At 38.1% G+C, this 24,432-nt stretch carries 24 protein-coding genes; 5 read left to right on the forward strand and 19 right to left on the reverse strand.

Annotation, left to right across the window (positions count from 1 at the left end; translation table 11 throughout):
* Positions 1-4: 4 nt before the first annotated feature.
* The 4 genes from CH362_RS01825 to fliG form a co-directional block, all read right to left on the reverse strand.
* Positions 5-1,204 (reverse strand): LIC10025 family lipoprotein, encoded by a 1,200-nt coding sequence (locus tag CH362_RS01825; protein ID WP_100708647.1) that lies wholly within the window; start codon positions 1,202-1,204, stop codon positions 5-7.
* A gap of 1 nt (position 1,205) precedes the next feature.
* Complete coding sequence (locus CH362_RS01830) at positions 1,206-1,709, reverse strand: hypothetical protein (protein ID WP_100708648.1); 504 nt, start codon at positions 1,707-1,709, stop codon at positions 1,206-1,208.
* A 118-nt stretch (positions 1,710-1,827) separates the two neighbouring features.
* A complete protein-coding gene (locus CH362_RS01835) occupies positions 1,828-3,762 on the reverse strand; it encodes an adenylate/guanylate cyclase domain-containing protein (RefSeq protein WP_100708649.1) in 1,935 nt (644 codons plus the stop codon).
* Between the two features lie 267 nt (positions 3,763-4,029).
* Positions 4,030-5,043, reverse strand: coding sequence for a flagellar motor switch protein FliG (fliG, locus tag CH362_RS01845; protein ID WP_008589915.1), 1,014 nt, complete (start codon positions 5,041-5,043; stop codon positions 4,030-4,032).
* A gap of 133 nt (positions 5,044-5,176) precedes the next feature.
* On the opposite strand from fliG, the gene CH362_RS01850 reads away from it, so the two are divergent.
* Positions 5,177-5,539: an arsenate reductase family protein gene (locus CH362_RS01850; RefSeq protein WP_100708651.1), complete on the forward strand. Its 363-nt coding sequence runs from the start codon at positions 5,177-5,179 to the stop codon at positions 5,537-5,539.
* Positions 5,540-5,554: 15 nt separating this feature from the next.
* Here the strand turns inward: CH362_RS01850 and CH362_RS01855 are convergent, their stop codons facing one another.
* From CH362_RS01855 to CH362_RS01875, 5 genes are read right to left on the reverse strand one after another with little or no spacing between them, the layout of a single operon-like run.
* The gene (locus tag CH362_RS01855) at positions 5,555-6,544 is read right to left on the reverse strand and encodes an aldo/keto reductase (RefSeq protein ID WP_100708652.1); all 990 of its coding nucleotides are present in this window, start codon (positions 6,542-6,544) and stop codon (positions 5,555-5,557) included.
* Positions 6,545-6,559: 15 nt separating this feature from the next.
* Positions 6,560-7,177, reverse strand: coding sequence for an L-threonylcarbamoyladenylate synthase (locus CH362_RS01860; RefSeq protein ID WP_100708653.1), 618 nt, complete (start codon positions 7,175-7,177; stop codon positions 6,560-6,562).
* Positions 7,174-7,917: an SDR family NAD(P)-dependent oxidoreductase gene (locus CH362_RS01865; protein ID WP_100708654.1), complete on the reverse strand. Its 744-nt coding sequence runs from the start codon at positions 7,915-7,917 to the stop codon at positions 7,174-7,176. The genes CH362_RS01860 and CH362_RS01865 overlap by 4 nt, the downstream gene beginning before the upstream one ends.
* Positions 7,914-8,417: a hypothetical protein gene (locus CH362_RS01870; RefSeq protein WP_100708655.1), complete on the reverse strand. Its 504-nt coding sequence runs from the start codon at positions 8,415-8,417 to the stop codon at positions 7,914-7,916. Before CH362_RS01870 ends, CH362_RS01865 begins: the two co-directional genes overlap by 4 nt.
* A gap of 39 nt (positions 8,418-8,456) precedes the next feature.
* The gene (locus CH362_RS01875; RefSeq protein ID WP_100708656.1) at positions 8,457-9,335 is read right to left on the reverse strand and encodes a hypothetical protein; all 879 of its coding nucleotides are present in this window, start codon (positions 9,333-9,335) and stop codon (positions 8,457-8,459) included.
* 72 nt (positions 9,336-9,407) lie between these two features.
* On the opposite strand from CH362_RS01875, the gene CH362_RS01880 reads away from it, so the two are divergent.
* The gene (locus CH362_RS01880; protein WP_100708657.1) at positions 9,408-9,962 is read left to right on the forward strand and encodes a nucleoside triphosphate pyrophosphatase; all 555 of its coding nucleotides are present in this window, start codon (positions 9,408-9,410) and stop codon (positions 9,960-9,962) included.
* A 22-nt stretch (positions 9,963-9,984) separates the two neighbouring features.
* Here the strand turns inward: CH362_RS01880 and CH362_RS01885 are convergent, their stop codons facing one another.
* Positions 9,985-10,206 (reverse strand): hypothetical protein, encoded by a 222-nt coding sequence (locus CH362_RS01885; RefSeq protein ID WP_100708658.1) that lies wholly within the window; start codon positions 10,204-10,206, stop codon positions 9,985-9,987.
* A 96-nt stretch (positions 10,207-10,302) separates the two neighbouring features.
* On the opposite strand from CH362_RS01885, the gene CH362_RS01890 reads away from it, so the two are divergent.
* On the forward strand, positions 10,303-11,406 hold the full coding sequence (locus CH362_RS01890) for a DNA polymerase III subunit delta (RefSeq protein ID WP_100708659.1): 1,104 nt from the start codon (positions 10,303-10,305) through the stop codon (positions 11,404-11,406).
* On the opposite strand, the gene CH362_RS01895 is transcribed toward CH362_RS01890, so the two are convergent.
* Positions 11,351-12,247, reverse strand: a complete 897-nt coding sequence (locus tag CH362_RS01895) for an AAA-type ATPase lid domain-containing protein (RefSeq protein WP_100708660.1) — start codon at positions 12,245-12,247, stop codon at positions 11,351-11,353. The two genes, CH362_RS01890 and CH362_RS01895, sit on opposite strands and share 56 nt — an antisense overlap.
* Positions 12,248-12,254: 7 nt before the next feature.
* Positions 12,255-13,829, reverse strand: coding sequence for an LIC10012 family protein (locus CH362_RS01900; RefSeq protein WP_100709230.1), 1,575 nt, complete (start codon positions 13,827-13,829; stop codon positions 12,255-12,257).
* A gap of 134 nt (positions 13,830-13,963) precedes the next feature.
* On the opposite strand from CH362_RS01900, the gene CH362_RS01905 reads away from it, so the two are divergent.
* Complete coding sequence (locus tag CH362_RS01905; protein WP_100709231.1) at positions 13,964-14,518, forward strand: lipoprotein LipL21; 555 nt, start codon at positions 13,964-13,966, stop codon at positions 14,516-14,518.
* Between the two features lie 140 nt (positions 14,519-14,658).
* Positions 14,659-15,210: a lipoprotein LipL21 gene (locus CH362_RS01910; protein WP_100709232.1), complete on the forward strand. Its 552-nt coding sequence runs from the start codon at positions 14,659-14,661 to the stop codon at positions 15,208-15,210.
* Positions 15,211-15,291: 81 nt separating this feature from the next.
* Here CH362_RS01910 and lenA read toward each other — a convergent pair whose 3' ends face one another.
* The 7 genes from lenA to dnaN form a co-directional block, all read right to left on the reverse strand.
* Positions 15,292-16,041 (reverse strand): lipoprotein LenA, encoded by a 750-nt coding sequence (lenA, locus tag CH362_RS01915; protein ID WP_100708661.1) that lies wholly within the window; start codon positions 16,039-16,041, stop codon positions 15,292-15,294.
* A 68-nt stretch (positions 16,042-16,109) separates the two neighbouring features.
* Positions 16,110-17,063 carry a tRNA dihydrouridine synthase gene (locus tag CH362_RS01920; RefSeq protein ID WP_100708662.1) on the reverse strand — a complete coding sequence of 318 codons (954 nt, stop codon included), beginning with the start codon at positions 17,061-17,063 and terminating at the stop codon, positions 16,110-16,112.
* Entirely contained in the window at positions 17,060-19,573 is a 2,514-nt protein-coding gene (gene gyrA, locus CH362_RS01925; protein ID WP_100708663.1) for a DNA gyrase subunit A, read from the reverse strand. The genes CH362_RS01920 and gyrA overlap by 4 nt, the downstream gene beginning before the upstream one ends.
* A 30-nt stretch (positions 19,574-19,603) precedes the next feature.
* The gene (gene gyrB, locus CH362_RS01930) at positions 19,604-21,517 is read right to left on the reverse strand and encodes a DNA topoisomerase (ATP-hydrolyzing) subunit B (RefSeq protein WP_100708664.1); all 1,914 of its coding nucleotides are present in this window, start codon (positions 21,515-21,517) and stop codon (positions 19,604-19,606) included.
* 86 nt (positions 21,518-21,603) lie between these two features.
* Positions 21,604-22,065, reverse strand: coding sequence for a DciA family protein (locus CH362_RS01935; RefSeq protein WP_100708665.1), 462 nt, complete (start codon positions 22,063-22,065; stop codon positions 21,604-21,606).
* Complete coding sequence (gene recF, locus CH362_RS01940; RefSeq protein ID WP_100708666.1) at positions 22,062-23,159, reverse strand: DNA replication/repair protein RecF; 1,098 nt, start codon at positions 23,157-23,159, stop codon at positions 22,062-22,064. Before recF ends, CH362_RS01935 begins: the two co-directional genes overlap by 4 nt.
* Before the next feature lie 12 nt (positions 23,160-23,171).
* Positions 23,172-24,293 carry a DNA polymerase III subunit beta gene (gene dnaN / locus CH362_RS01945; RefSeq protein ID WP_100708667.1) on the reverse strand — a complete coding sequence of 374 codons (1,122 nt, stop codon included), beginning with the start codon at positions 24,291-24,293 and terminating at the stop codon, positions 23,172-23,174.
* Positions 24,294-24,432: the final 139 nt, after the last annotated feature.

Consider the following 24,432-nt stretch of genomic DNA (forward strand, 5'->3'; position numbering starts at 1 on the left):
AGGATCATTTACCTCTTAAATCTAATACGATATTTTTTCCAAGCTCAGTAAAAAAAGAAGGCTCATCATCTTCGTCGCTCGATTTAAAAGGAAGAAAACGATCTCTGAAAATTTCAGACTGAGTAGTAAGAAGAACCTTAGTTTTGTTCCCGTTACGTTTGGTTTTATTTTCGAAACGTGTCCCGCCATTGCCGTCAGATCCTTCTACCAAAAGTTTAAAACTTCCTTCGGCATATTCATCCATATTCCCTGGAATGAAGAAATTCACTGCGCCGGGTGGGAAGATAGAAAGAAATCTACCTCCTATCGTAGTTTCAGGAATTTTACTATAGAATCCTGTGACAGTATCTGTGTTCCCAGAACGACTGAATTTAAGTGTATATCCTAAACCTCGAACATCTATCTTTAATCCGAAAACATTGATAAACATATAAGTTCTGAGATGTAAAACTTTGGGAGAAGCCCAGTAACCCTTAGGAGATTCAGGAATTCCTAATATAATTTTTTTCCCCTCATTATAAAATTCCCAACCCTTAGTAAAACCTCCAGGTTGGAATAATTGAAATCTAAAAGCAACCTGACCTAATCGTTTATTCCATTTTTTATACGCGATCGGGAATTCTTCCTTCATTCTTTCCGAAAGTGTATACATCAGAAAGAGTTCTCCATTCTCTTTTTTAATCTCACAATCAAATTGATGGCATAAGAATTTTTGAAGAGGAGAATGTTCTAAAACTACATTTGGTTCTGCCTTGCGAAGATATTGGATAGACTCTTCGATCAATGGAAAAATATCGAACACGCTTACTTCGGGGGAAATCATCTCTACTGATCGAGTGATCTTATAAGTCGGCTTTGTAAAAAATTCTGTAGGTTCTGTTTTTACAAAGATAGAATAAGGACTTTCCGGAAAAACAGAAAGGGGGGAATCTGATAATTCTTTTCTGAAACGGCCGCCACTCTCACTCAAGCGAAAGGAAAGCGCAAGATAACCATCCTTCTTGTAAAACTTATCTTCTGAATCTGCTTCTGGATTTCCGTACAAAATACCACGAACAGGATCGTCTTTGAATTCAGTTTGGATAAAGTCTTGGTATTTAAAATATCTTTCAAAGTAATCAGCGGCATTCGGATTCTTTTTTACACACCCAAAGAACAGAAGGGTAAGTAAAACTGGAAGAGAAGAATAGATCTTTTTATTCATTTTATTTTCCGCTTCGAATCAGTTTATAAAGTTCTGAAACTTTTGCATCATCCACAGATTCGAAATATTCTTTGTGGATCAGCGCACCTTTCGGAGAATATACTCTTAATAAAGATTTTCCTTCGACCAAGCCGTTGGACAAGATCCCTTTCTTATCTAACAAAATACTTTCGTAATCTTTCTCCTTTTCCTGGAGAATATAATCAAAAACTTCAGAAGGAGCGTTTTTCAAATTCAAATAAGCGGAGAAGATAACACGATCCTCATCCTTCAATAATGTCTGCATCTTCCAATAGATCTTACGTCCATGTTTTCTGCAAAGGACCACATCTTTAAAACCGCAACCGAGTAAGAAGTAAGTATTCCCTTTTGCAGTCACTGAATTAAAAACTTTTCCTTTTTGATCGGCCAATTTGAAATCCGGAAGTTTTTCCTTTTCATTAGCGTTCAATCCGAAAGCGGAGAAAAGTAAAACTATAAAAGTGATCCCGATCTTATACTTCATGCTTTAGAATTTCCTATTTGAATGAGGTTAAATTCGGATTACAAAACCGAGCAAACATCAGACAGGAGAAGGTTCTGCACGTTCCCCAAATTTTATAAGAATGGATTGAAATTGGAAATTATTTTCTGTGAAGCCTGAAAATCCCATCCCAATCTCCTGGAGGAGCTTGGCCAAGGATCATTTTGGTTCTTTTAGCATACAGTTTTACGATATTGTCTGTAGGCTTTTCTTTGTATAATTCCTTAAAGATAGAGAAAGCATTCTTGAATTGACCAGCTTTATAGAGGGCAATCCCTTCATTCAGTTTCATTTTGGAGCCTTCTTTCCAATCCACTGATTCAGGTTCATCTGCTTGAAAGACTTCATATAAGATAACCGGTTGGGTCTTACCTTTTACAATAACTGTGTCTATCTCTCTTGCCATCACATCTGATAACAAATTCAAACGTAAAAAAGTATGATGAGTTACTAAAATTTTACTTTTATAAAAACCTGAAAGACTTTGAACCCTAGAAGATAAATTTACAGTATCACCTACAACTGTAGTATCAATTCTTCTCTCGCTACCAACTGTTCCTAAAATCAAAGGGCCAGTATTGACTCCGATTCCCAGATCAGCACCGACACCAATTCCATCATTCAGAGATTCTACATAACGAACCATATCTATCGCAGATTGAAGAGCGTTATCTGCAGAATTAAAATTCTCCTTCTCCGCTCTATCACTATGATCGGAGAATAATGCCATGATCGCATCGCCGATGTACTTATCTACGAAACCCGCGTTCTTAAATATGATATCTTCAAATGCGGAGAAGTATCTATTCAGGTATTTTATATTCTCATCAGGACTCAACTTCTCGGAAACAGAAGTATAACCTCTTAAGTCTGCAAAGAATACAGACATTGTCTTTTCTTTAGAATCACCTATCTTGATCTCAACAGGACTTTCTCTATCTAAAATAGAAATAAATTCAGAAGGAACGAATCTGTAAAATGCATCTCTCTGTTTTGAGATCTCCAGGTTGAGGGCCTGAGATTGTTTATACAAACTCACGTATCTGGAAACCAAAAGACTGATGATCACAAGAATGAAAACGGAGAAGGAGATCTTAAAAAAAGGATAGTGAAATCCTGCAATCTTAGTCATCGCATCGATTGTATCCCAAAGTCCGAAAAGGCCACAAACCCCAATGCCAACTGCGAGTTTAATAGAGTCAGGTTTTTTCAGACGGATCGCATTTGCAGAGAAGAAGATCACATACAAGAGCATCAAAAAAAGGAGAATTTGGAAAGCTGTCAGATTCGGAAGAACGTATTTATAAGGAAGAACCCAATTTGTTAAAAACAAAATTCCACTTAAAGCGCAGAATGTATGAATAATCCAAAACTTTCCTTCTTTTTGGTAAAAGAAATCTTTAGCAAAAAGCATAAAGATAGGAACCATTGGAATGAGAGCCGAAATTTCCCCTCTAAAGAAAAATTCAGTATCAGGGCCACCAGGAAAATTTATAAATTTATTATATATATGGAAGGTTGTAAAATAGAAATATACAGAAGAGAATAGAGAGAAAAGACCAAAATACAGATAGTAAATATCCTGCTTTCTGGTTACGAAGAACAGAACATGATAAAACCCGAATATAAAATAGATCCCGAAAAGGAATATATCAAAGTATTCTGAGCTAGAGTTATAAATTTCTTCGAGAGAAGAGATCCTGAAATTTTTTGGATGATAAAATCCAAAATGATCATTTGCTTTTATAGGATTACTATCCGCCATTCCCATAAAGCGTATTTTCAGATCATTCTTGCCTGCCTTTAGGATCCCATGATGAAGCGGAATGATTAGACCTTTTACGGAACGGTTTTTAGTAAGTTGTCTTTCTGTAGGTTCGTACCATTCTTCTCTTACAATAATTCCATTCAGAAAGATTTTCCAGTTCTCACCTATATCTGAAATATATAGTCCTGCCGGGATCTTCAGTAAATCGTCTGCTTTATCTAAATTGAATTCAGTTTTGATCTCAACTTGGTGGAGACCTGAATCCATTGGAATTTGAAAAAGACTATTGAATGTCCAAGGTAAATTCGGAAGGGGAGTCCAATCTTCGGAAGCGGGTTCTTGTTTTTTATTTTTCGGTTCTGCTTTCTTTTCGTTTGGAGTTTCGGTTATAAGTCTTCCGACCCATTCCAATTCCGAAAAATCTATTTTTCTAACAGGCTTAGTATCAGAAATACAACCGAACTGAGAAACCAGTAAGGTTAAACAGATCCAGAATACAAATCGTTTGTGAGATATATGGCCCAGGTTCGGACCTCACATAACGAGTTCGTCTTCGCCAGCACGTGCGACAACGATGTCTCCGGATTCTTCCAGCTTACGTATAATATTAACGATTTTTTGCTGAGCGTCTTCCACGTCTTTAATACGAATAGGTCCCATGAAGTCCATATCCTCTCGGAGTAGGTTCGCGGCACGTTTGGACATGTTCTTGAAGATCTTTTCCTGAACTTCCGTATCTACTGACTTGAGAGCTTTTGCAAGATCGGAGTTATCTACTTCTCTCAATACTTTTTGGATAGCACGGTCATCGAGTAATACGATATCCTCGAATACGAACATTCTCTTTTTGATCTCTTCCGCGAGTTCTGGATCTTCTTCTTCCAGAGCTTCGATGATTGTTTTCTCAGTTCCCCTGTCCACAAGGTTCAAAATTTCAACCACTGAATCGATACCACCGGCAGAGGTATAATCCTCACTCGCCAATGTAGAAAGTTTTCTTTCTAATACCCTCTCCACTTCTCGGAGAACGTCAGGAGAAACCCGGTCCATAGTCGCGATCCTTTTTGCAACTTCTGCCTGGATGGTATGAGGCAAACCAGATAGAATGCTAGATGCTTTCTGAGGATCTAAATAAGATAAAATTAATGCGATTGTTTGCGGGTGCTCATTCTGGATGAAGTTTAATAAGTGCTGAGGGTCAGTTCTACGAATAAAGTCGAAAGGACGAACTTGTAAACTCGAAGTAAGTCGATTGATGATATCGATCGCTTTCTGGTTACCTAGAGCTTTCTCTAATAATCCCCTTGCGAAATCGATACCTCCGTTCGAGATGAATTCCTGAGCCATCATAAGCTCGTTGAATTCTACCAGAACCTTTTCCTTATCCTCCGGAGTGATCTTATCTAAACGTGCGATTTCGAACGTGATCTGTTCGATCTCGTCTTCACGTAAATGTTTGAAAATTTCAGAAGATACGTCGGACCCTACGGCGATTAGAAAAATGGCCGCTTTTTGTCTTCCGGTTAGAGAGGTCTTTTTATTCAGCACTTCGAGCGCGTCCTAAGGAATACTATCGGCAAAACTTTCCATTTTCAAGGTAAAGTTTTTTTGTTGGTTCCTACTTGCAAAGACGACATAAATTCCCAATTTGGGAAGGGAGAGCTTTGTAGGAGATCCAACCGTGAAGTTAAAAGTTTATGAATACAAAAACTGCAGCACATGTAGAAACGCCCTAAAATTCCTGGAAGGCAAAAAAGTCGACTTCGACAAGAAGGCAATCCGAGAAACCCCGCCAACCAAGGCAGAACTCAAAAAAATGCTGGGATATGTAGGCGGAGACTCCAAGAAATTATTCAATACGTCCGGTGGAGATTATAAGGAACTAGGCCTTAAAGACAAACTTTCCAAAATGAGCCTAGACGAGCAGTTCGAACTACTTTCCGGGAACGGAAACCTGGTCAAAAGACCTTTTGTATTAGGAGAAAACTTCGGACTAGTAGGTTTTAAAGAAGAAGAGTGGAAGGCCGCTTTAAAAACTAAATAGACCTTCCTAAATTAATTATCTTCCTACAGAACCCATGCTAGTAGCCGGATAACGTAGTCCGGCCGCAGCATCTTTAGGAGCGACTGAATTAATCCTATCTAGATCTTCTTTGGATAATTTGACAGAACTTCCGCCAATATTCTCTTCCAGATATTTACGTCTTTTGGTCCCAGCTATCGGAACTATATCTTGTCCCTGAGCAAGAACCCAAGCCAAAGCAAGCTGACCTGCAGTCACAGATTTTTCGTTAGCGATCTCTTTGATCTTAGCTACTAGTTCTAAATTCTTTTGGAAATTCTCACCTTGGAAACGAGGTGAGTTCCTTCTAAAATCGTTTGGATCCAGATCTTCAAATTTTTGGATCTGCCCAGTTAAGAATCCACGCCCAAGTGGACTGTAAGCTACGAATCCAATTCCAAGATCTCTACAAGTTTGTAAGATACCATCTTCAGGATCTCTGGTCCAAAGAGAATATTCAGTTTGTAAAGCTGAGATAGGATGAACTTTAGCAGCTCTTTTAATTGTATCAATTCCTGCTTCGGAAAGTCCTATGTATTTTACTTTTCCCTGTTTTACTAAATCCGCCATAGCTCCTACTGTTTCTTCGATAGGAGTATCCGGATCTACTCTATGTTGGTAATACAAATCGATCGTATCTACACCTAAACGTTTCAAACTTCCTTCACAGGCTTGTTTCACATATTCAGGTTTGCCATTGTATCCTCTTTTATAAGGATCGTTTGGGTCTCTCATGATACCAAACTTAGTTGCGATCACAACTTGATCTCTTTTACCTTTGATCGCTTTTCCTAATAGTTCTTCATTTATATGAGGACCGTACATATCTGCTGTGTCGAATAATGTAACTCCCAGCTCTATCGCACGATGTATAGTTGCAATGGATTCAATATCGTCTGTTTTTCCGTAAAAATCCGACATTCCCATACAACCTAATCCTTGTTCGGATACGAGTGGACCTATCTTTCCCAATTGTCTTTTCTGCATGATTGCCTCCAAATATTATAATGAATTGATTTTCTCCATTCCTTTGCCTTCTCTTAAGATGGAAATTCCATCTCCTGTGCAATCAAGAATGGTAGACAATTCTAGTTCCAAGATCCCTCCATCTAAGATCCCATCCACTTTGTTACCGTATTCTTTTTCGATCATGTCCACATCGGTCACGAACTCATCTTTGAAAAATACAGAAGTAGAAGTAAGGGGATTTGGATGAAGTTCCATCAAAGCCTGTAGATATTTTGAATCGGGAATTCTTATCCCGATATTTTTATCTTTTTGATTCGAGAAAGAAACTCTAGGAAGATGTTTATTCGCTTTCACTACAAACGTATAAGGTCCAGGAGTAATTCTTTTCATCAAACGGAACGCTTCGTTAGAAAGTTGTTCCATATAGTTAGATGCGGTCGAAATATCCGCGCAAAGAAGAGACAGAGGTTGGTTCTTAGAAATGTTTTTCAGTTTATATAATTTTTCGACTCCAGCATGAGATTGGGAGTCTGCTATCAAACCGTAAACCGTATCAGTAGGAAATACATACACCCCTCCCTCGGATAATCTTTTGGAAATTTGTCCGAGGATCCTTTTTTCAGGATTCTGGGGATGTAATTCTAATATCATATACCGGAAGTAACACCTCCGTCCACAACGATGGTCTGACCAGTAACGTAAGCCGCTGCATCGGAAGCTAAGAAAACTGCTGCGCCTGCAAGATCTTCCGGTCTGCCTAATCTAGACATTGGGATCCTTGCTTTCATTTGCTCCAATACTTCGGGTCTTTCCTTGATCATCTCCGTCATGTCCGTATCTATAAATCCCGGACAGATCGCGTTTACTCTGTATCCGGAACCTGCCCATTCTACCGCGAGGGCCTTGGTCATATTAATTACCGCACCTTTTGTTCCACAATACACGGACGCAAATTTAGTGCCGACCATACCTAGGACTGAGGCGATATTGATAATGTTCCCGCCTTTTTTCTTATGTATTTTATAGTATGCCTGACTCGCACGAAACACTCCCACAAAATTGGTTTGTGTCACATTCTGGATGTCTTCTTCTTTAAAAAAGCCTGCAGGTAGATTGGTTGCTACTCCTGCGTTATTTACAAGAACGTCTAGCTTCCCGTGTTTTTTACTCAATGTTTCAATAATAGAATCCATTGCTCCAGGTTGGCGAATGTCCGCTGCAAATGCTTCGATGCCAGATCCTTCTAAACGTTTAATAGACTCCGCAGAAGATCCAGTTCCATAAACTGTTGCACCTGCGTTCAAAAATCCCTGAGCGATCTGTCTTCCGATCCCCCTGGTTGCTCCTGTTACTAATACTGATTTACCTGTTAAATCGAATACGTTTTTCAAAATTCTCCTCCCTTGTCGGTAGTTTTAGGTTCCGAATAATACACTTTAGGTTTGTTGCCATTTTGCAAAACACCACAAGGATGTTTGGATCTGTCTTTATCAGATCTTCTTCCAGCGGAAATATCATATCTTTCGAATAGTTTTTTAGAATCTATTCTCATGTTATTTCCATAATCCGTATTGGTTGCCTTGATCTTCTCTTTTTTCTTAGGCAGAGGTTCCGTAGGATCGTTAGGTTCTTTTTCCTGCTTGGCTTCTTCTTCTATCTTATAATCGTTTTTTAAAACACCACGATCTATATAATGAGAATATCCTTCGTATTCTTCATGAAATGGATCACAATCGGAAAGATCCGGATTCACTACAATCTTGTCGCAGAATAGATCAAACCAATCACAGGTGTTTTCAAAAGTATGATTCTTAAAATTTTGAAGATTGAATCCTCGGCAAGAAACTGAAGAAAGAAAGAATAGAAGGAAGATAATCTTAGATAATTTCATATTCTATTCTTATATTCGGAAAGAAAATCCGAAAGGCCCTTACTTTTTACCTTCGCCGCTCGTTGGCGAGTTCGCAGTGCCTGCATTGTTCTTACCGTCACCTGGTTTTTTGCCAGTTCTGGATTGGTATACGCTTATGATTGCCTGTTTTTCTTTTTGCCGATTTTTCTCTTCTGATTCGTTCAATACTTCCAAACAATCGTCCCAGTATTTTACTTCTTCAGGAGTTAAATAATCTGTTTCTAAAACTTTGTTTTTACTCAGTTTTTCTTCCGATTCCAACTTTCCTTCTTTGGATTTTTCCAGAAGGATTTTAGCTTTATAAAGTTGTAACAGACCTTGTTTCGCAAAATATAAATTCTGTCCTTGGTTTCCGATCTCTCTTTCTAATTTAGCTGCCTGCCATGTATCTCTATAGATCTGAAGATGTTTTTCCATTACAGGAATGTATTGTTTTCCAGGAACTTCTGTATTCAACTTCAGATCTACAATCTTAGGCTGAATATCCTTCTCCAATGCATCGGAACGATTAAACACTTCCTTTGCTTGCGCTTCTGCAAGTTGATCCAGTTTTGTTTTTAAAGTTTGGAATTGGTTTCCCGCTGGTTCCCATTCTCCTCTTTGAAAAGAAGATTCTGCTTTCGAATAATCCGCGAGGCAAGTATCCCAGTCCGCCTTCTTCCCAAAATTTAAAAGACTAGTCCTAAGATATCTTAAGGACACCCAAGATTTTTTACGCAAAGAATAAGCTCTGGATTTTGGATCCACATTCGAGTTAGTCGGTTTGGTCTCCGGACTATCGCTAGGTGCAACTTTTTTAGCTTCTTGGGAATAAGAAGAAGTGAAAACCACGAGTGAGACAAGAACTACTGAAACTAGAGTGCGTATAGAGAAGAATGATCTAAGAAATAAATTCATTGGTTCGATCCGTGCGAACATTGATACTGGGAAAAGGAGTGTCTGGCAAGGCTTTTCTTTCAGGATGGATATATGCTTATTCTGAGATCCCAGTCTCCTAGAAGAAAAGAGATCTTACAATCTTTAGGATTACATTTCCAGATCCTACCTTTGCCCATAGACGAAACTAGTCTTCACCAAGAAACACCCGTTAGTTATTTGGAAAGAGTGACCCTGGCAAAACTTGGGCCTAAACCAGAGAACTCAGAAGATATCATTTTATCCTCAGACACAATCGTAGTTTTTCAAAATAAGATACTGCAAAAACCTGCAGATGAATCAGAAGCATTTTCCATGATCTCCGTACTTTCCGGAAAAACTCATCAGGTCTTTTCTGGCCTTGGGATCATGACTAAGAATGAAAAAATTTTCGATTACGATGTTTCAGAAGTAGAATTCCATCCTTGGAACAAATCTGAAATTTTAGATTATATTAAAATTTGCAAACCTTACGACAAAGCTGGATCTTATGGTATCCAAGATCCGAATTCTCCCGCAAAAAATTTCCAAGGATCTTATTCGAATATCTTAGGATTTCCGATCCGCAAATTTTTCTTATACCACACTCTTTGGAGCAGGTTTCTTTGATTATTGTAGGGAAGAAGGGGAATTAGACGTAAAGATCTAAGAATCGACCTTTAGATGCGGAAGATTCCTGAGGTGCAGAACTTCCTTCTGGGCCATAAAGTTTTAGAGATTTTCCTAAGTCAGAGAAATCCCTTTGGCGAATTGGCTCAATTGCGGGGACCCTAGACTGATTCAAGATCGGCTTGATATAAGTAAGATAATCTTCTTGAGCAGAAATTCTCTGTACGCCGTCGCTGATTCTCATTGGGCTTAAACCTACCTAAAAGATCGGAAAAATCTCAGATCTACTTTAGAAAAAGAATCGGATCATCCGCTTGACTCTCACGTAAATTCTTCCAAAATGATTTCCGTGGCCGATACCAAAGTTTCGAATTCCTACGATAATCTGATCGATTTTCTGCATAAGACCAAGCCTAGCCTGGAGTCTTTGCCTCAGATCCTATTTGTAGTCTCTCAGGATTCATACGAATTCGGCGTGGTTAGCGATCTATACAAGACAGCTTATAAAAAAAGTGCTGATCCTTATGAGATCGTAGTATTCGTTGCTGAGCCAGGAGATCTAGATAATTTTCAGAATGAAGCCGGAAACCTGGACATGTTCGCGGCTCAGAAATTATTTATCATCAAGTCTGGTGTTACATTCTTCAAACCGTGGCTGGGTAAAACGAAATCTAAAACATCTCCCAAATCTTTCTCAGTACCGGAAACAGTAAGAATCCTGATCCATTATGATCATTGGGATCTTCCAAAAGAACTGATCTCCATATTTGGAGACAAAGTTTCTCATTTTAAATCTTCTAAAATATTTCCTGATAAAAGAAAGGAAGCCTTCTTAAGAGCCTCCAAAGAAGTAGAAGTCAAATTAGACGACGAAGCAGAAGAAGAATTTTTGCTCAAAGTAAATCCAAGCGCAGGCGCTTATTTAAAAAACTTAGAAAAACTGAAATTATACTTAGGCAAAAAAAGTTTCAATCTTGCAGATCTAAAAGAAGTATTATTCCAAAGTTCAGAATTCAGTTCTTCCGAGATTGTAGATTATTTTTTCGAAAAAGATTATGGGAGATTTTCCAGAGAATTTTCAAAATTCAAAATAGGGAAGGACTCACTCCTAATTTTTCTTTCCTTAGTAAAGGACCATCTAGATAAATTAAGGATTTATAAAATTATTCTGAGGATGTACGACAAGGTTCTGAGTGAAAAAGAACAATCAGATCTACTTGGAATTGGGGCTTATTCTCCAGCTCGAAAGAATCATACTTTCAAAAGACTTAGAAAAGAAAGTTCTGCATTTAACGATCTGGAAATTAAGGAACTATACGAATTCTTATTAGAAATGAATCAAAAGATCAAAACAGGTTCCGAAAAAGAAGAAACAGTATATTATTTCTTCAGGAAGATGGAGGATTTTTTCCATCCTCGGAATCGAACAGTTCGAACTCGGTGATCTTTCTGTAAATTGTTCTTTCAGAAATCCCTAATATTCTCGCAGCTTTCTCTCTGTTTCCATTCACTAAGATCAAATTGCGTCTGATAATTTCTCTTTCATAATCTCTGAGAGGAATTCCGGTGCGAACAGTAAGATTATCGTTCTGTTTATAGCCTGTTTCGAATAATTCAGGTGGAAGATGTTTTGTATCCAGAGTTTTCACATTATGCATTGAGACCATTGCTTCCAAAAGGTTTTTCAACTGATGAAGATTACCTGGATAATCATACTCTAATAGGAACTTGCCTAACTTCTCAGAAATTTTAATATTTTTGCGATTATATCTTTTACCAATTAGATCCAGAAAGAATCGAGTCAAAGGAGGAATATCTTCCTTTCTATCCCTTAATGTAGGAATTTTTACCTGAAGAGTTTGTATCTCAGTCATCAGAGATTCTTGTAATCTACCGGACTTCACTTTTTCAGAAAGATCAGGTTGATCAGAAAGTAAGTATCTATTCTTTCCTTTTTCATTCCGTATCTTTTGAAGAAGTTGCACTTGAAAACTTGGATTCAGATTTGAGATAGCTTCTAAAAAAATAGTTGCTCCGGCCTTTCCGTCTAACTTAGAAAAGATCTCTGAAGTTTCTTCTTCTGATTCTGAAACTGAAAAATCGAAAACCTGGTATTGAGGAAATCTGTCCTTACAAAAGGAATGGAACAGAAAGCCCAAATAACTTTTTCCTGTTCCTGATTCTCCTAAAAACAAGATAGGTAGATCAGAAGAGACCGCTTGTTTCATTCGGTCCAAGATTTTACGGGTAGAAGGGGATAATGCTATAAAATTAGATTCTTCCATGACTCTGCTACGGCTGAGAAACTTCCAGGATCTCTCCCTTTACTAAACAATCGAATTTGAATTTTTCCGTATTTATCAAATAATTTCGAGCAACGGAAGGATCACATTCTAAAATTTTAGCAGTAGAGAAAGTATATCGTTCTAACGAATCCGGTATTACTTCGACCCCCTCCGAAGAAAAAGAGGATGAAAGAAACGTAACCGCCCACACTCCTTTTTTTCCTTCTGAAAATCCGGAAATGTTTGGAACTCGGATCCAGAATGCCTTAGACCCTGATTTTACTAAAACCTTCGGAAAATTTCCAAAATATTCTGAGTTGGAAGCTTCACTTACGGAAGAAGAGAATAAAGATGCAAAATTACTTCGAACTGGCTCAGAAGTGAGGATCTTCTCCTTCTTCACTTCTTCGTATATACTTCCTAAACTCCATGGATTTAAGAATTCTCCCAAGGAATACTTACCTGCAAATTCCACTTTTTCGAGAGAAGAATCCTCCATTTTCATTTTTGGATCGGGAGAAGCGCTGCTACTGTATAATTTTCCTTCTTTGAATACCAGAGTTTTGGAATCTCTAGGAGTTACAATTTTCTGGAAATAGGAAACTTCTCTGAATTCTGCTCCTCTTTTTGCGGCTTCTTTATGTTCCTTACGCGCTTCCGGCCCTGCGTAAGAAGAATATAGAATAGAAACCTTTGCACCTATCTGGCTCAAACCCTCAATCGCAGCACCGTATCCGCTAATTGAATTAGAAGCTTTAGCGTTGGTAAGAATGCTTATCATTCTTTCCTTCTTCTTTCCTGGAGAATCTTCCGAACTTAGAATCCTTCTTAATCGAAGAAGTGCATTTGTAAGATCTTGTGTATTAGATTTCCCTTCTGATTTAAAATCTTTCCATTGTTTGATAAACTCTGAGCGACTAGATTCAGGAAAAACTTTAGAACCATTCTCACTAAAGACAACCAAACGAAATTTTGTTTCGGGCTGCCAAGAGATGGCTTCCAATTGCGACATAAATTCTTTTCTTTCAGGCGCGTAAGAATAAGAAGAATCCAACACAATGATCTGGGACTTTGCCGCTCGGACTGGTTCTCTGGAATATTCTTTTACTTTTTTCTTTGGAACCAAAGGAAATGAATCCTTGGTCAACTTCTCTAAGGTAGCAAATAGATCTTTTCTGCCTATGATGGAGTATTCTTCCATCTTAGAAAGGTTACAATCATACACTGAGCGATCGATCCTGATCTTCTCCTCGATCGACAATTGGTCTCTAACTACATAATCCGGTTTGAGTCTGGAACAAGTTTGTTTAAATTTTTCTCTTGAGATTTGAGGAATTAGAAAATCTTTTATTTCCGGATCTGAATTCGGGGAGAGTTGTTCTTTTATCTGAAGAGAATAGATCCTAGTAGCGTAGAACTGGCCTAATTTTGCCAACTCGTATGGCTTTTCTCCAGTCCCTTCTAAGGATTGGGGAGCTTGTCCTTCCCAATTTCCAGGAAGAAACACAACTGTCGTCGCTATTGCGTCGCTAGTCGCCAGAGTTAGCAGAACAAAAAGATAATTTCGGAAATTTTTTGACAATTGTGCGCTGCGAATAAATATTTTTTTACCAAAAAGTTGGCTGCTTTTAATTTTAAACGTATTCATTAAAAAATGGCTTGCGGAATCCGTTTAATGGATATATTCCTCAATTCCATCTGATCAAGGAGAAAATGATGATCAAGAAAGTAATCGTTATTGCGCTATCTGCTGCATTACTTACCTATTGCGGAGCGAATACCGCTCAAAAAGATGCTACTTCCGTCGGCGACGGAGGATGGTCTTTCGAAGGCTGGGGTGGACCACCTGAGCAAAGAAACGACGGTAAAACTCCAAGAGATACCAATCCGAAAGACTATTATTACATGAAGTTCGCTTCTCGCGCATCTGCTAAAGCTGTTGCGAAAAAAAGTCTCGCTATGATGCAGTCTACTTGCCGCGAAGCTTCTCGCTTACAAGGCGCTTCTGACGTAGTTAAAAAAATGGTCGGTGAGACTGTTGAATCTGCATCCGGAGTTTCCGACGGTGAAGCAACTGCTTCCGTTATCGTTGGTACTTCTGCAGGTATCGTTAAAGGAGTAGGAGTTTACGAGTGTAAAGCTACTGGTCCAGGATCTGATCCTAAAGACATCTCTAAAGACAACTGGGAAGAATGCCAGTGTGTTATTTACGCTAAATTCCCTGGTGGACGCGACGCTCTAGTTGCTAAAGCTCAAGAAGTTGGTAAATAATATTAAGTCAGTTTGAGTTTCTACTCTAACTGAAATGGAAACCCCGCCTTGTAAAAGGTGGGGTTTTTTATTTCTGAATAATGGAATGCATTGAAATTGAGTCGATTACTACAATTAAGTAAACAAATTTCAATAAAATGATGATCAAGAAAGTAATCGTTACTGCGGTGTCTGTTGTATTGCTTACATATTGCGGAGCAAATACCGCTATAAAAAAGACTACTTCTGTTACTAGTGGGCCTTGGTCTTTCGAAGGATGGGGTGGACCGCCTGAGCAAAGAAACGATGGTAAAACCCCTAAAGACACGAATCCGAAAGAATATTATTATACAAAAATTTCTTCGCATGCATCGATTAAATCAATAGCTAAGAAAAATCCGGTAATGATTCAATCAACCTGCAGAGAATCCGCCCGCCTAGAAGGCACTTCTGACTTAATTAAGAAAATGTACGACGGATTTCAACCTACTGGATGGTTCTCCTCTAACAAATCCCAGCAAGAGTTAACTACCGATTGTAATCCCACCTTATCTGCATCACTTGTTCAAAATATAAAAATTTACGAATGTAAAGCTACTGGTCCGGGTTCGGATCCCAATGATATCTCTCAAGACAACTGGGAAGAATGTTTGTGTATTATTTATGTAAAATTTCCTGGCGGACGTGATGCTCTAATCGAGAAAGTGAAATAGATTAGAAATAATAACTCAGTTCGAGTTTTTAATTTAACCGAAACCCCGCCTTGTTAAAGGTGGGGTTTTTTATTTTTAAATCTACTCTGTCGGCTGTTCGGAAAGAGTTAAGCCAAATTCAGTTGCAAGAGCGTTTGCTGATTCCAGATAAATATCCCCTTTTTCAGAAACAGTCTTTAAAGCAGTGATTGCAGCCTTCTTCAATTCTTCCTGTTTTGCTGGATCAGAAGTTTTATTCAGTTCTATCAATTTTAAGCTAGCTGCTTTTAGATTTCGAACACTATCACCCAAAAGAGGATCCCTAGAAATATTAGAAGAAATAGGTTGGATCCAAATATCATGCAGGTTATTTAGCTTTCCACCTTTTAGGATAGAGCCATTACAACGCACTTTGGAGAATTCTCCACTTGCTTCCGACTCAAAACAAGACATTCCTTTCTCTAATTTTCCTTTAGAAGGGGATGTAAGAGAATTTTTAGCGAATGCAGTGTCTCCATCGCCTACGATAAAAAGGACCGCATCATAAAAGTTTTTGAGAAGTGCAAAACCCTCTTTCCCATCCACTGTTTTAAGTTTGAGATAATCGGTTACTGTTTTGTTTCCCTTTGCATCCGTAACTTCGAAAGGAACAATTTCTAATCCATTAACTTCTTCGTTTTCATAAACTAGAGTAACTTGTTCTGATTTTTCTTTGGTCCCAGGTTTTTTATAAACATATTGGTCCCCACCGGAATATTTAGTTCCTACGATCTGGGCAACCGGGGTATTTTCTTTCTTTTTATCACATGCGAGTAATACAAGTATGGTAAATATGAGTGCGATGGCTCTCATCAAATTCCTCCTAGAAAGGAATTATCAGCTTACTTTAGAAATTCTTTGTCAATCTCAATCCTGAAGGATCAAGAAACGAGGCTCAAACTGTTTTGAGCTTCTTGAAGTATTTGGATCAATTTTTCAGGATCTTCCATTTTGAGAAGTTCCAGTCGTTTCGGTTCTACTTCTTTTCTGGATTGTATATAACGCACCAAGTGTTTTCGGAGAAGGATCAAACCATACTTATCTCCGAAAGTTTCTCTCATCAATTGCAAATGACTTAAGGTAGTGGATACAATTTCTTCGAAACTAAGATCTTCTTTTTTAATATTAGAGAATATCCATGGATTTCCGATGGAATTCCTACCTACGAGGACCCCATCTACTTTGGATTCTTCTTTTCTGCGGACAGCTTCTTCGTAACTGCTTACGTCTCCGTTTCCGAAAATAGGGACTTTTCTTTCGGATTTGATATCTGCGATAGCATCCCAATCTGCTTTGCCAGAGTATCCCATTTCGCGGGTCCTTCCGTGAACAGAGATTGCCATCACTCCGGATTCTTCTAAAATTTTGGATACTTCCATATAATTTCTGGAAGTATCATCCCAACCCAAGCGAATCTTAGCGGTCACCGGTATATCCAGTGCCTTTCTCATTTCTTCTATTATCTTTCCTGCATATATAGGTTTGCGGAGAAGTCCTACTCCAGATCCTCTCATAGAAACATTTCGAGCAGGGCAGCCCATATTCAGATCAATAATATCAGGATTTAATTCGCGAATTCTTTTTGCAGCATCTACTATGATCTCCAGTTTATTGCCGAAAATCTGGAAAGTAATAGGTCTTTCTTCTTCACGAAAACGTAATAGAGATAATGCTTTTTTAGATCCGACTGCGAGGCTGTCGGTGGAAACAAATTCAGTATAGGAGAATGCAGATCCGTATCTGCGAGCCATGGTTCTAGTCGGGCTATCACTGATCCCGGCCATCGGCGACATAGCCAACCAACCGGGAATTTCGACAGAACCGATGCGGATCATTTTTCTTTGCTTTCACGAATCACAGTACAATCTTGGACTCTATCATTGTCCTTAACGTCTACGACTCTGACTCCTACTGCAGTTCTTCCCATTTTAGAGATTTGGTTTGCTTCAGTTCGAATAACCATTCCTTGCTGGCTTACTAAGATGATCTCATCTTCTTCTGCCACGGAACTTACTGCAACTGCTGCACCGTTTTTCTCTCCAACTTTTAAGAAGGCCATTCCTTTGCCCCCTCTTCCTTTGGTTCCAAACTCTTCGAAGCCCAAACGTTTTCCGTAACCGTTTTCTGAGATTACAAAGATATCGTCACCTTCTACCACTTTAGAAAGTCCTACTATTGCGTCCTCTTTGGAAAGTCTCATCCCGGTCACACCTTGAGCAGTTCTTCCTTGAGCGCGGATTGTATCCATTTCAACTCTAAGTGCAAGTCCGTTTGCAGAGAAGATCATCACATTATCACCTTTGATCACAGAGATTACTTCAATAAGTTGGTCTCCATCTCTTAGGCCGATCGCGATAATACCTGATTTCTTAACATTACCGAACTCAGATAATTCTACTCGTTTGATAAATCCGTTTTTGGTTACGAGTAATAGATCTTTTCCTTTATCCTCTTCTTTGAATGTGAAAATCGCGGAAACTGTTTCGTTCTCGCCAAGTCCTATGATTGCTTTTAATGATTTCCCTCTGGCTTCTTTGGAAGCTTGAGGAAGTTCATAAGCCTTCATCATATAGACTTTTCCAATATTAGAGAAGAACATCACATTATCGTGAGTCATAGCGGTTTTCATGATCTTAATCACATCTTCTCGTTTTTGAGAAAGTCCCTGGATCCCTTTTCCGCCACGTCTTTGCCTTTTGAAAGTATCCAGAGGAAGTCTTTTTATGAATTGATCATAAGTAATTTGTAATACAACTTCTTCGTCAGCGATCAGATCTTCTGCATTGAAAGTAGAAGATTCTACACTTTCTAAACTAATATCTGTCTTTCTTTTGTTCCCGAATTTTTCAGAAACTTCAGCCAGTTCAGTACAAACTATATCAGATACTCTTTCAGGTTTTGCGAGAATATCTTTCAAATCCATGATCAAAGCACGAACTTCTGCCAACTCATCAATTACCTTTTGGACTTCCAAAGAAGTTAATCTTTGTAGTCTCATCTCCAGGATCGCGTCTGCTTGGACATCTGAAAGAACAAATCGAGCCATCAATTGTTCTTTTGCTTCGGCCGCATTTTTAGATGCACGGATTACTTTGATTACTTCTTCGATATTCTCAAGAGCGATCTTCAATCCTTCTAAGATATGAGCACGTTTTTCAGCCTTATCTAGATCGAACTGTGTTCTACGAACAATTACTTCTTTTCTGTGAAGAGAATAAGCAACCAGGATCTCTTTAATATTAAAGATCTTAGGTTTATTATCCAAAATCGCAAGCATTGTGATCCCATAACTTACTTGTAGTTGAGTAAGTTTCAGAAGTTGGTTCAGGATTACTTGTGCATTTGCATCTTTCTTAATATGAATTTCTACTCTGATCCCTTTTCTATCAGATAGATCTAAAATTTCGGAAATTCCTTCGACTTGTTTTTCGTTAACAAGCTCACCAATTCTTTCTAGAAGAGTCTTTTTATTTACTTGGTAAGGAATTTCAGTAACAACAATTACTTCTCTTCCTTTTTTGTTCTCTTCTATTTCTACTTTGGAACGGATCCGAATCGAACCTTTACCGGAATGATATGCAGATAATAAACCTTCTCCGCCAATAATCGTTCCGCCTGTAGGGAAATCCGGACCTGGCATTATTTTAAGAAGTTCTGATATACTTACATCAGGATTTTTGATTACTGTGATAACCGCTTCGATCGTTTCTCTCAAGTTATGAGGAGGAATGTTTGTAGCCATTCCCACCGCAATTCCAGAAGAACCATTTACTAATAAGTTAGGAAAATTAGCAGGAAGCACATCCGGCTGTTGTTTGGTATCATCGAAGTTAGGAGAGAAGTTTACAGTTTCCTTTTCGATATCTCTTAAAAGTTCTTCTGCAACTTTTGCAAGTCTTGCTTCTGTGTATCGATATGCTGCAGGATTATCTCCGTCGATAGATCCGTAGTTTCCTTGCCCGTCGATAAGAGGTACCCTAAGAGAAAACTCTTGGACCATACGAACTAAAGCATCGTATACGGAGCTATCTCCGTGTGGGTGATAATTACCTAATACTTCTCCGACGATTTTAGCACATTTAACATAAGGGCGGTCACTTCTCCAGGCCCTTTCATTCATTGCGTGTAGAATACGTCTGTGAACCGGTTTTAAACCGTCTCTGACGTCAGGCAAAGCTCTTCCTACAATTACGCTCATTGCGTAACCAAGGTAAGCTTCCTTCATTTGATCTTCGATTTCGACAGGAATTACCCTGACGCCATTCTTCAGTGCTTCACCAATATCAGGACGGGAAGAAAGGCTGAATCCTAAAGTTTTTGTCTCGTTCTCTAGCTCTTCGCTCATTTGTTTTTAGAATTTCCTATTACCAATATATTAAAGATCGAGGTTCGCAACTTTTGCAGCGTTGACCTCGATAAAGCGACGTCTTGGGTTTACCTCGTCGCCCATAAGTATATTAAATGTATCTTCTGCTTCTACATAGTCATCGAGTTTTACTTTTAGAACGACTCGTTTTTCAGGATCCATAGTTGTTTCCCAAAGTTGCTCAGGATTCATCTCACCCAAACCTTTATATCGCTGGATGACTGCTTTTTCTGTTCCTAAAGATTTTAAATACTCATCCTTTTCTTTATCAGAAAATAGATAGGTGGATGTTTTACCGTGTTTAATTAAATACAAAGGAGGTTGCGCAACATATAAAAACCCTTTTTCAATGATGGGTTTCATATAACGAAAGAAGAATGTAAGAAGAAGTGTGCGAATATGAGAACCGTCAATATCCGCATCCGTCATAATAAAAATTTTATGATAACGAGCTTTATCTACGTTAAACTCATCTTCTCCGATCCCGGTTCCTAATGCAGAAACCAAAGTACGAATTTCTTCATTACCTAGAATTTTATCTAAACGAGCTTTTTCCACATTTAGGATTTTTCCTTTTAGAGGAAGAATCGCTTGGTAATGTCTATCTCGTCCCTGCTTAGCGGAACCACCTGCAGAGTCTCCCTCAACAATATAAAGTTCAGAAGCAGCCGGATCTTTTTCAGAACAGTCCGCCAATTTTCCAGGAAGACCACCGCCTTCTAATACTGATTTACGACGAGTTAAATCACGAGCTTTACGTGCAGCCTCTCGAGCCTTAGCAGATAATATACATTTTTCTAATATCTTTTTAGTAATCGCTGGATTCTCTTCAAAGAAAAGGGAAAGACCTTCTCCAGTTAGAGTTTGCATGATACCTTTAATTTCTGCGTTTACTAATTTTTCTTTTGTCTGAGAGTTAAACTGAGGTTGCGGGATTTTTACTGAGATCACTGCAGTGATCCCTTCTTTTAAATCCTCTCCAGATAATGCAGTAGGTTGTTTTTTTACGAGCTGCTGATCTTTCTTTAAGAAATCATTAAGAGTTCTAGTTAATGCAGCACGAAAACCTTCTAAGTGAGTTCCACCTAGGTTATTGTTTATATTATTAGTGAAACAAAAAATATTTTCAGAATATGTATCAGAGTATTGGATCGCGATTTCTGCGATCACATCATCTTTATTTCTTTCGAAATGAATTGTTTTGTGAAGAGGATGTTTGTTCTCATTCAAATATTCAACAAAGGAAACAATCCCTCCATCGAATATGAACTCATGTTTTTCAGAGTCGGGTTTTCTTTTGTCCTGAACAATTAGTTTTAGACCCTTATTCAAAAATGCCAATTCTCTAAAACGAGAAGTAAGCACGTCATAATGGAATTCAGTTGTAGTAAAAATGGTCGCATCTGGCTTAAACCGAACCACTGTCCCTCTTTCGGTAGTGTCTCCAATTACGTTTACAGGACCCAGAGGCACGCCTCTGGAATACTTTTGCTGATGGATCTTTCCATTTTGGTAAACTTCCACTTCCAACGATTCGGAAAGTGCATTAACTACAGATACCCCAACACCATGGAGTCCACCGGAAACCTTATAAGCGTCGTTCTCAAACTTACCACCAGCATGTAGGATGGTCATAACAACTTCGATAGTGGAGATATTTTTTTCTGGGTGGATTGCTACTGGAATTCCACGCCCATTATCTTTTACTTCTATTATGTTATCAGGAAGAATGGAGATAGTGATCTCGGTACAATGGCCTGCCATTGCCTCGTCCACTGAGTTATCAACTACCTCGTAGACCATTTTATGAAGACCGGTCTCATCTTGGGTCCCGATATACATTCCGGGACGCTTACGTACAGCCTCTAATCCTTCTAGGATTTTGATCTGACCTGCGCTATAACTGCCTTCTGTTTGGCTCATTGGTCCTCCGGAATCTAGGAATAGTTTTCCTGAATTCGCTAAGGAGGCAAGGAAATTCGGTTTATTCTTTAGAAAGAATGTCCTTCTCAGAGGAATTCAATCAGCTCTAAAAGTCTTTTTTTCGCAATAGGATCTGTTTCTTTTTCAGCTAAAGAAACTAGGTTTTGTTTGCCCTCCAATCCGGTTTTATCTGCGGTATATGAGGGTGATTTTTGTCTTTTAGGAGTGAGATTTCCTATCCTAATTTCAATTTTTTTTACTACATCTCTTCCTAGATAACGAGCAGAATAACTTAAGATCCTTTTTCTCATAAAAAGGATCTCTTGTTTGTATGCAGAGTGAACTGTTATGATAACCAACACATCACCGTTTAACGCAAATGGTTCGGAATGATTTGCATATACTGGGCCTATTATGTCGACCCAACGTTTAGCTAAAGTTTGGACTGCAATTTTATCCGCTAAACTCTCTTCCGTTAATCCCAAATCTTGAAGAATGTTTTTGAACTCTTGAGGATCAATTTTTTGTATCTTAGATTCTTCTTTCATTGGTAAGGATTGACTAGTCCATTCTTGACTACAAAGATCTGTTTTTCATCTTCAAGTCTTCCCACATAGTCGGAGATACCTTCGAGGTCAGTGGTAGTAAAAAAAGCCTGTCCAGAATTCAAAACAAGATCCACAAAATATTCTCTTCTTTTTACATCCAATTCTCGGATTACGTCATCAATTAGAAGAATAGGGGTTCTACCCAATTTTCTGCGATAATACTCAAAAGCGGCTGCTTTAAGCGAAATCACAGTACTTCTTTTTTGACCCTGAGAAGCGAAATCCATAATATCTCGATTATCTTCACCGATATACAAATCGTCCCTATGAATTCCTACGGAAGTATAACCTAGTTTTCGATCTCTATTAATATTTCTTTGTAAGGTTTCTTTAAAATTTTCCAGATCGAAAAAACTGGGTTTGTATTCAAGTGTTAGATTGTCTCTTCCACCGCTTAACTTTTTTAGATTTTCTCTATAGATGGGATCAAATTCTAAAATGAATTCTTTTCTTTTATTAAAAATGCTGATGCCTTTTTCTATAAGTCTTTGATTCCAAATTTCGTAAAGACCAGGATCAGAAGAGCCACTTTTCAAAAGTGCATTTCTCTGTTTTAAGATACGATTATATTCTATTAGATCATTTAAGTAAGAAGGATCTAAAGAAGAAAGTAGACTGTCCAAAAACCTTCTTCTTTCAGAAGGTCCACCTTCCACTATCACTAGATCCAAAGGAGTCATTAGAACACTTAGGAACTTTCCAACTAAGTCGGATCTTTTTTTAACTTCTTCTTGATTGAATTTAAGTTTGCGGCGACTAACCGGTTTTTTAGAAAAACCTAATTCATAAATTTCTCTTTTATGATCTCTATCAACTTCGCCTTTAATATAATATCCGTCTGAGTTCCAACGGATCAGATTTCCTTCTTCTGATTCTCTAAAACTTTTTAGCCAAGAGATCATAGAGATTGCTTCGAGTAAGTTTGTTTTTCCCTCTCCGTTTTCTCCCACAAAGAAAATAAGCCTGGAATGAAACTCCAGGCTTATCTGTTCGTGATTTCTGAAATTGAGAAGCCTTAGGCTTCGTAAAAACACTGATCTTCTCTTTTAAATTTTCATCGGCATGATTACCGATATAAAATCAGGATCAGAAGGATCTTTGAACACAACAGGTGAACTTGAATCACTGAATTCTATTCTGAACTCATTATCATCAATAGATTTGAATACATCAGATAGATATTCACCTTTGAATGCAACAGTAACCTCATCTCCAGAATAATCGATTGGCATATTAATACTAACCTCATTCACTCCTTGTGTTTGAGCGTAGAAGTTAATATTATTTTTTGTGAATGTTAAACGTATCTGGCGTGTAGGTTCTTCAGCGGCAATCAGTGCTTGTCTAAGATAGATCTGGAATCCTTCTTTAGGAATTACTGCACTGAATTTAGAAGACTTAGGAATTACTTGCTCATAATTCGGGAAATTACCCTCGATCAATTTACAAAGTAATTCAATCTGATTTGCATTTACATAGATCTGATTGTCTATAATTCCAATCTTTCCTGTTTCTGCAGTCGCAATCATTTTAGAGATCTCTCTAATTGCTTTAGAGGGAATGATCACTGAATCTTTGAATTTCAAAGTAGTAGAAAGAGGTCTTTCAATTTTACATAACCTTCTACCATCAGTAACTGCAAATACAAGCTTATCTCCTTTAGGAACCATGAATAATCCGTTGAAGATATATCTTTGGTCTTCATGAGCGATAGCATAAGAAGTTTTACGGATCATCTCTGCAAACATCGCAGTTGGAAAATCAGAAATATTAGAAGAATCCACTTTAGGAATAGTCTTAATTTCTTCTGCATCCATTCCATTCAGTTTGTTTTTATAATCATTCTTCTTAGTAGCATCAGTGATATAAGTAATACTTGAATCAGCATCGCCGTCTTCAGTTGAGAGTAACGCCTCTTCAAAGTGAATGGTTTTAAAAATACTGGATAATTGTTTTGCAGGTAATGAAATATCTCCCGACTTCTCTACTTGAGCATTTAATGATGTTTTAATAGATATCTCTAAGTCAGTTGCAGAAATAGATACGGAAGAAGTTTCAGCTTCTAATTTTAAGTTGGAGAGAACAGAACGTATCTCTCTAGCAGAGATTACTCCCTCTACAGCGTGAATCGCTTTTAGGAACTCGGATGTGTTCACTTTGATCTTCAATTTGCATTCTCCATTTATATAGGTGATCTATATATAGATTCTTATATATGTACTGTTGTAGTACTTGTACCTGTGCATATGTAGATAAGAGTCATAACTCTTTAGATAAGGGAAATATGTCGCATATATATTGAAAAGT

The organism is Leptospira saintgironsiae (assembly GCF_002811765.1).
Lineage (GTDB): Bacteria > Spirochaetota > Leptospiria > Leptospirales > Leptospiraceae > Leptospira_B > Leptospira_B saintgironsiae.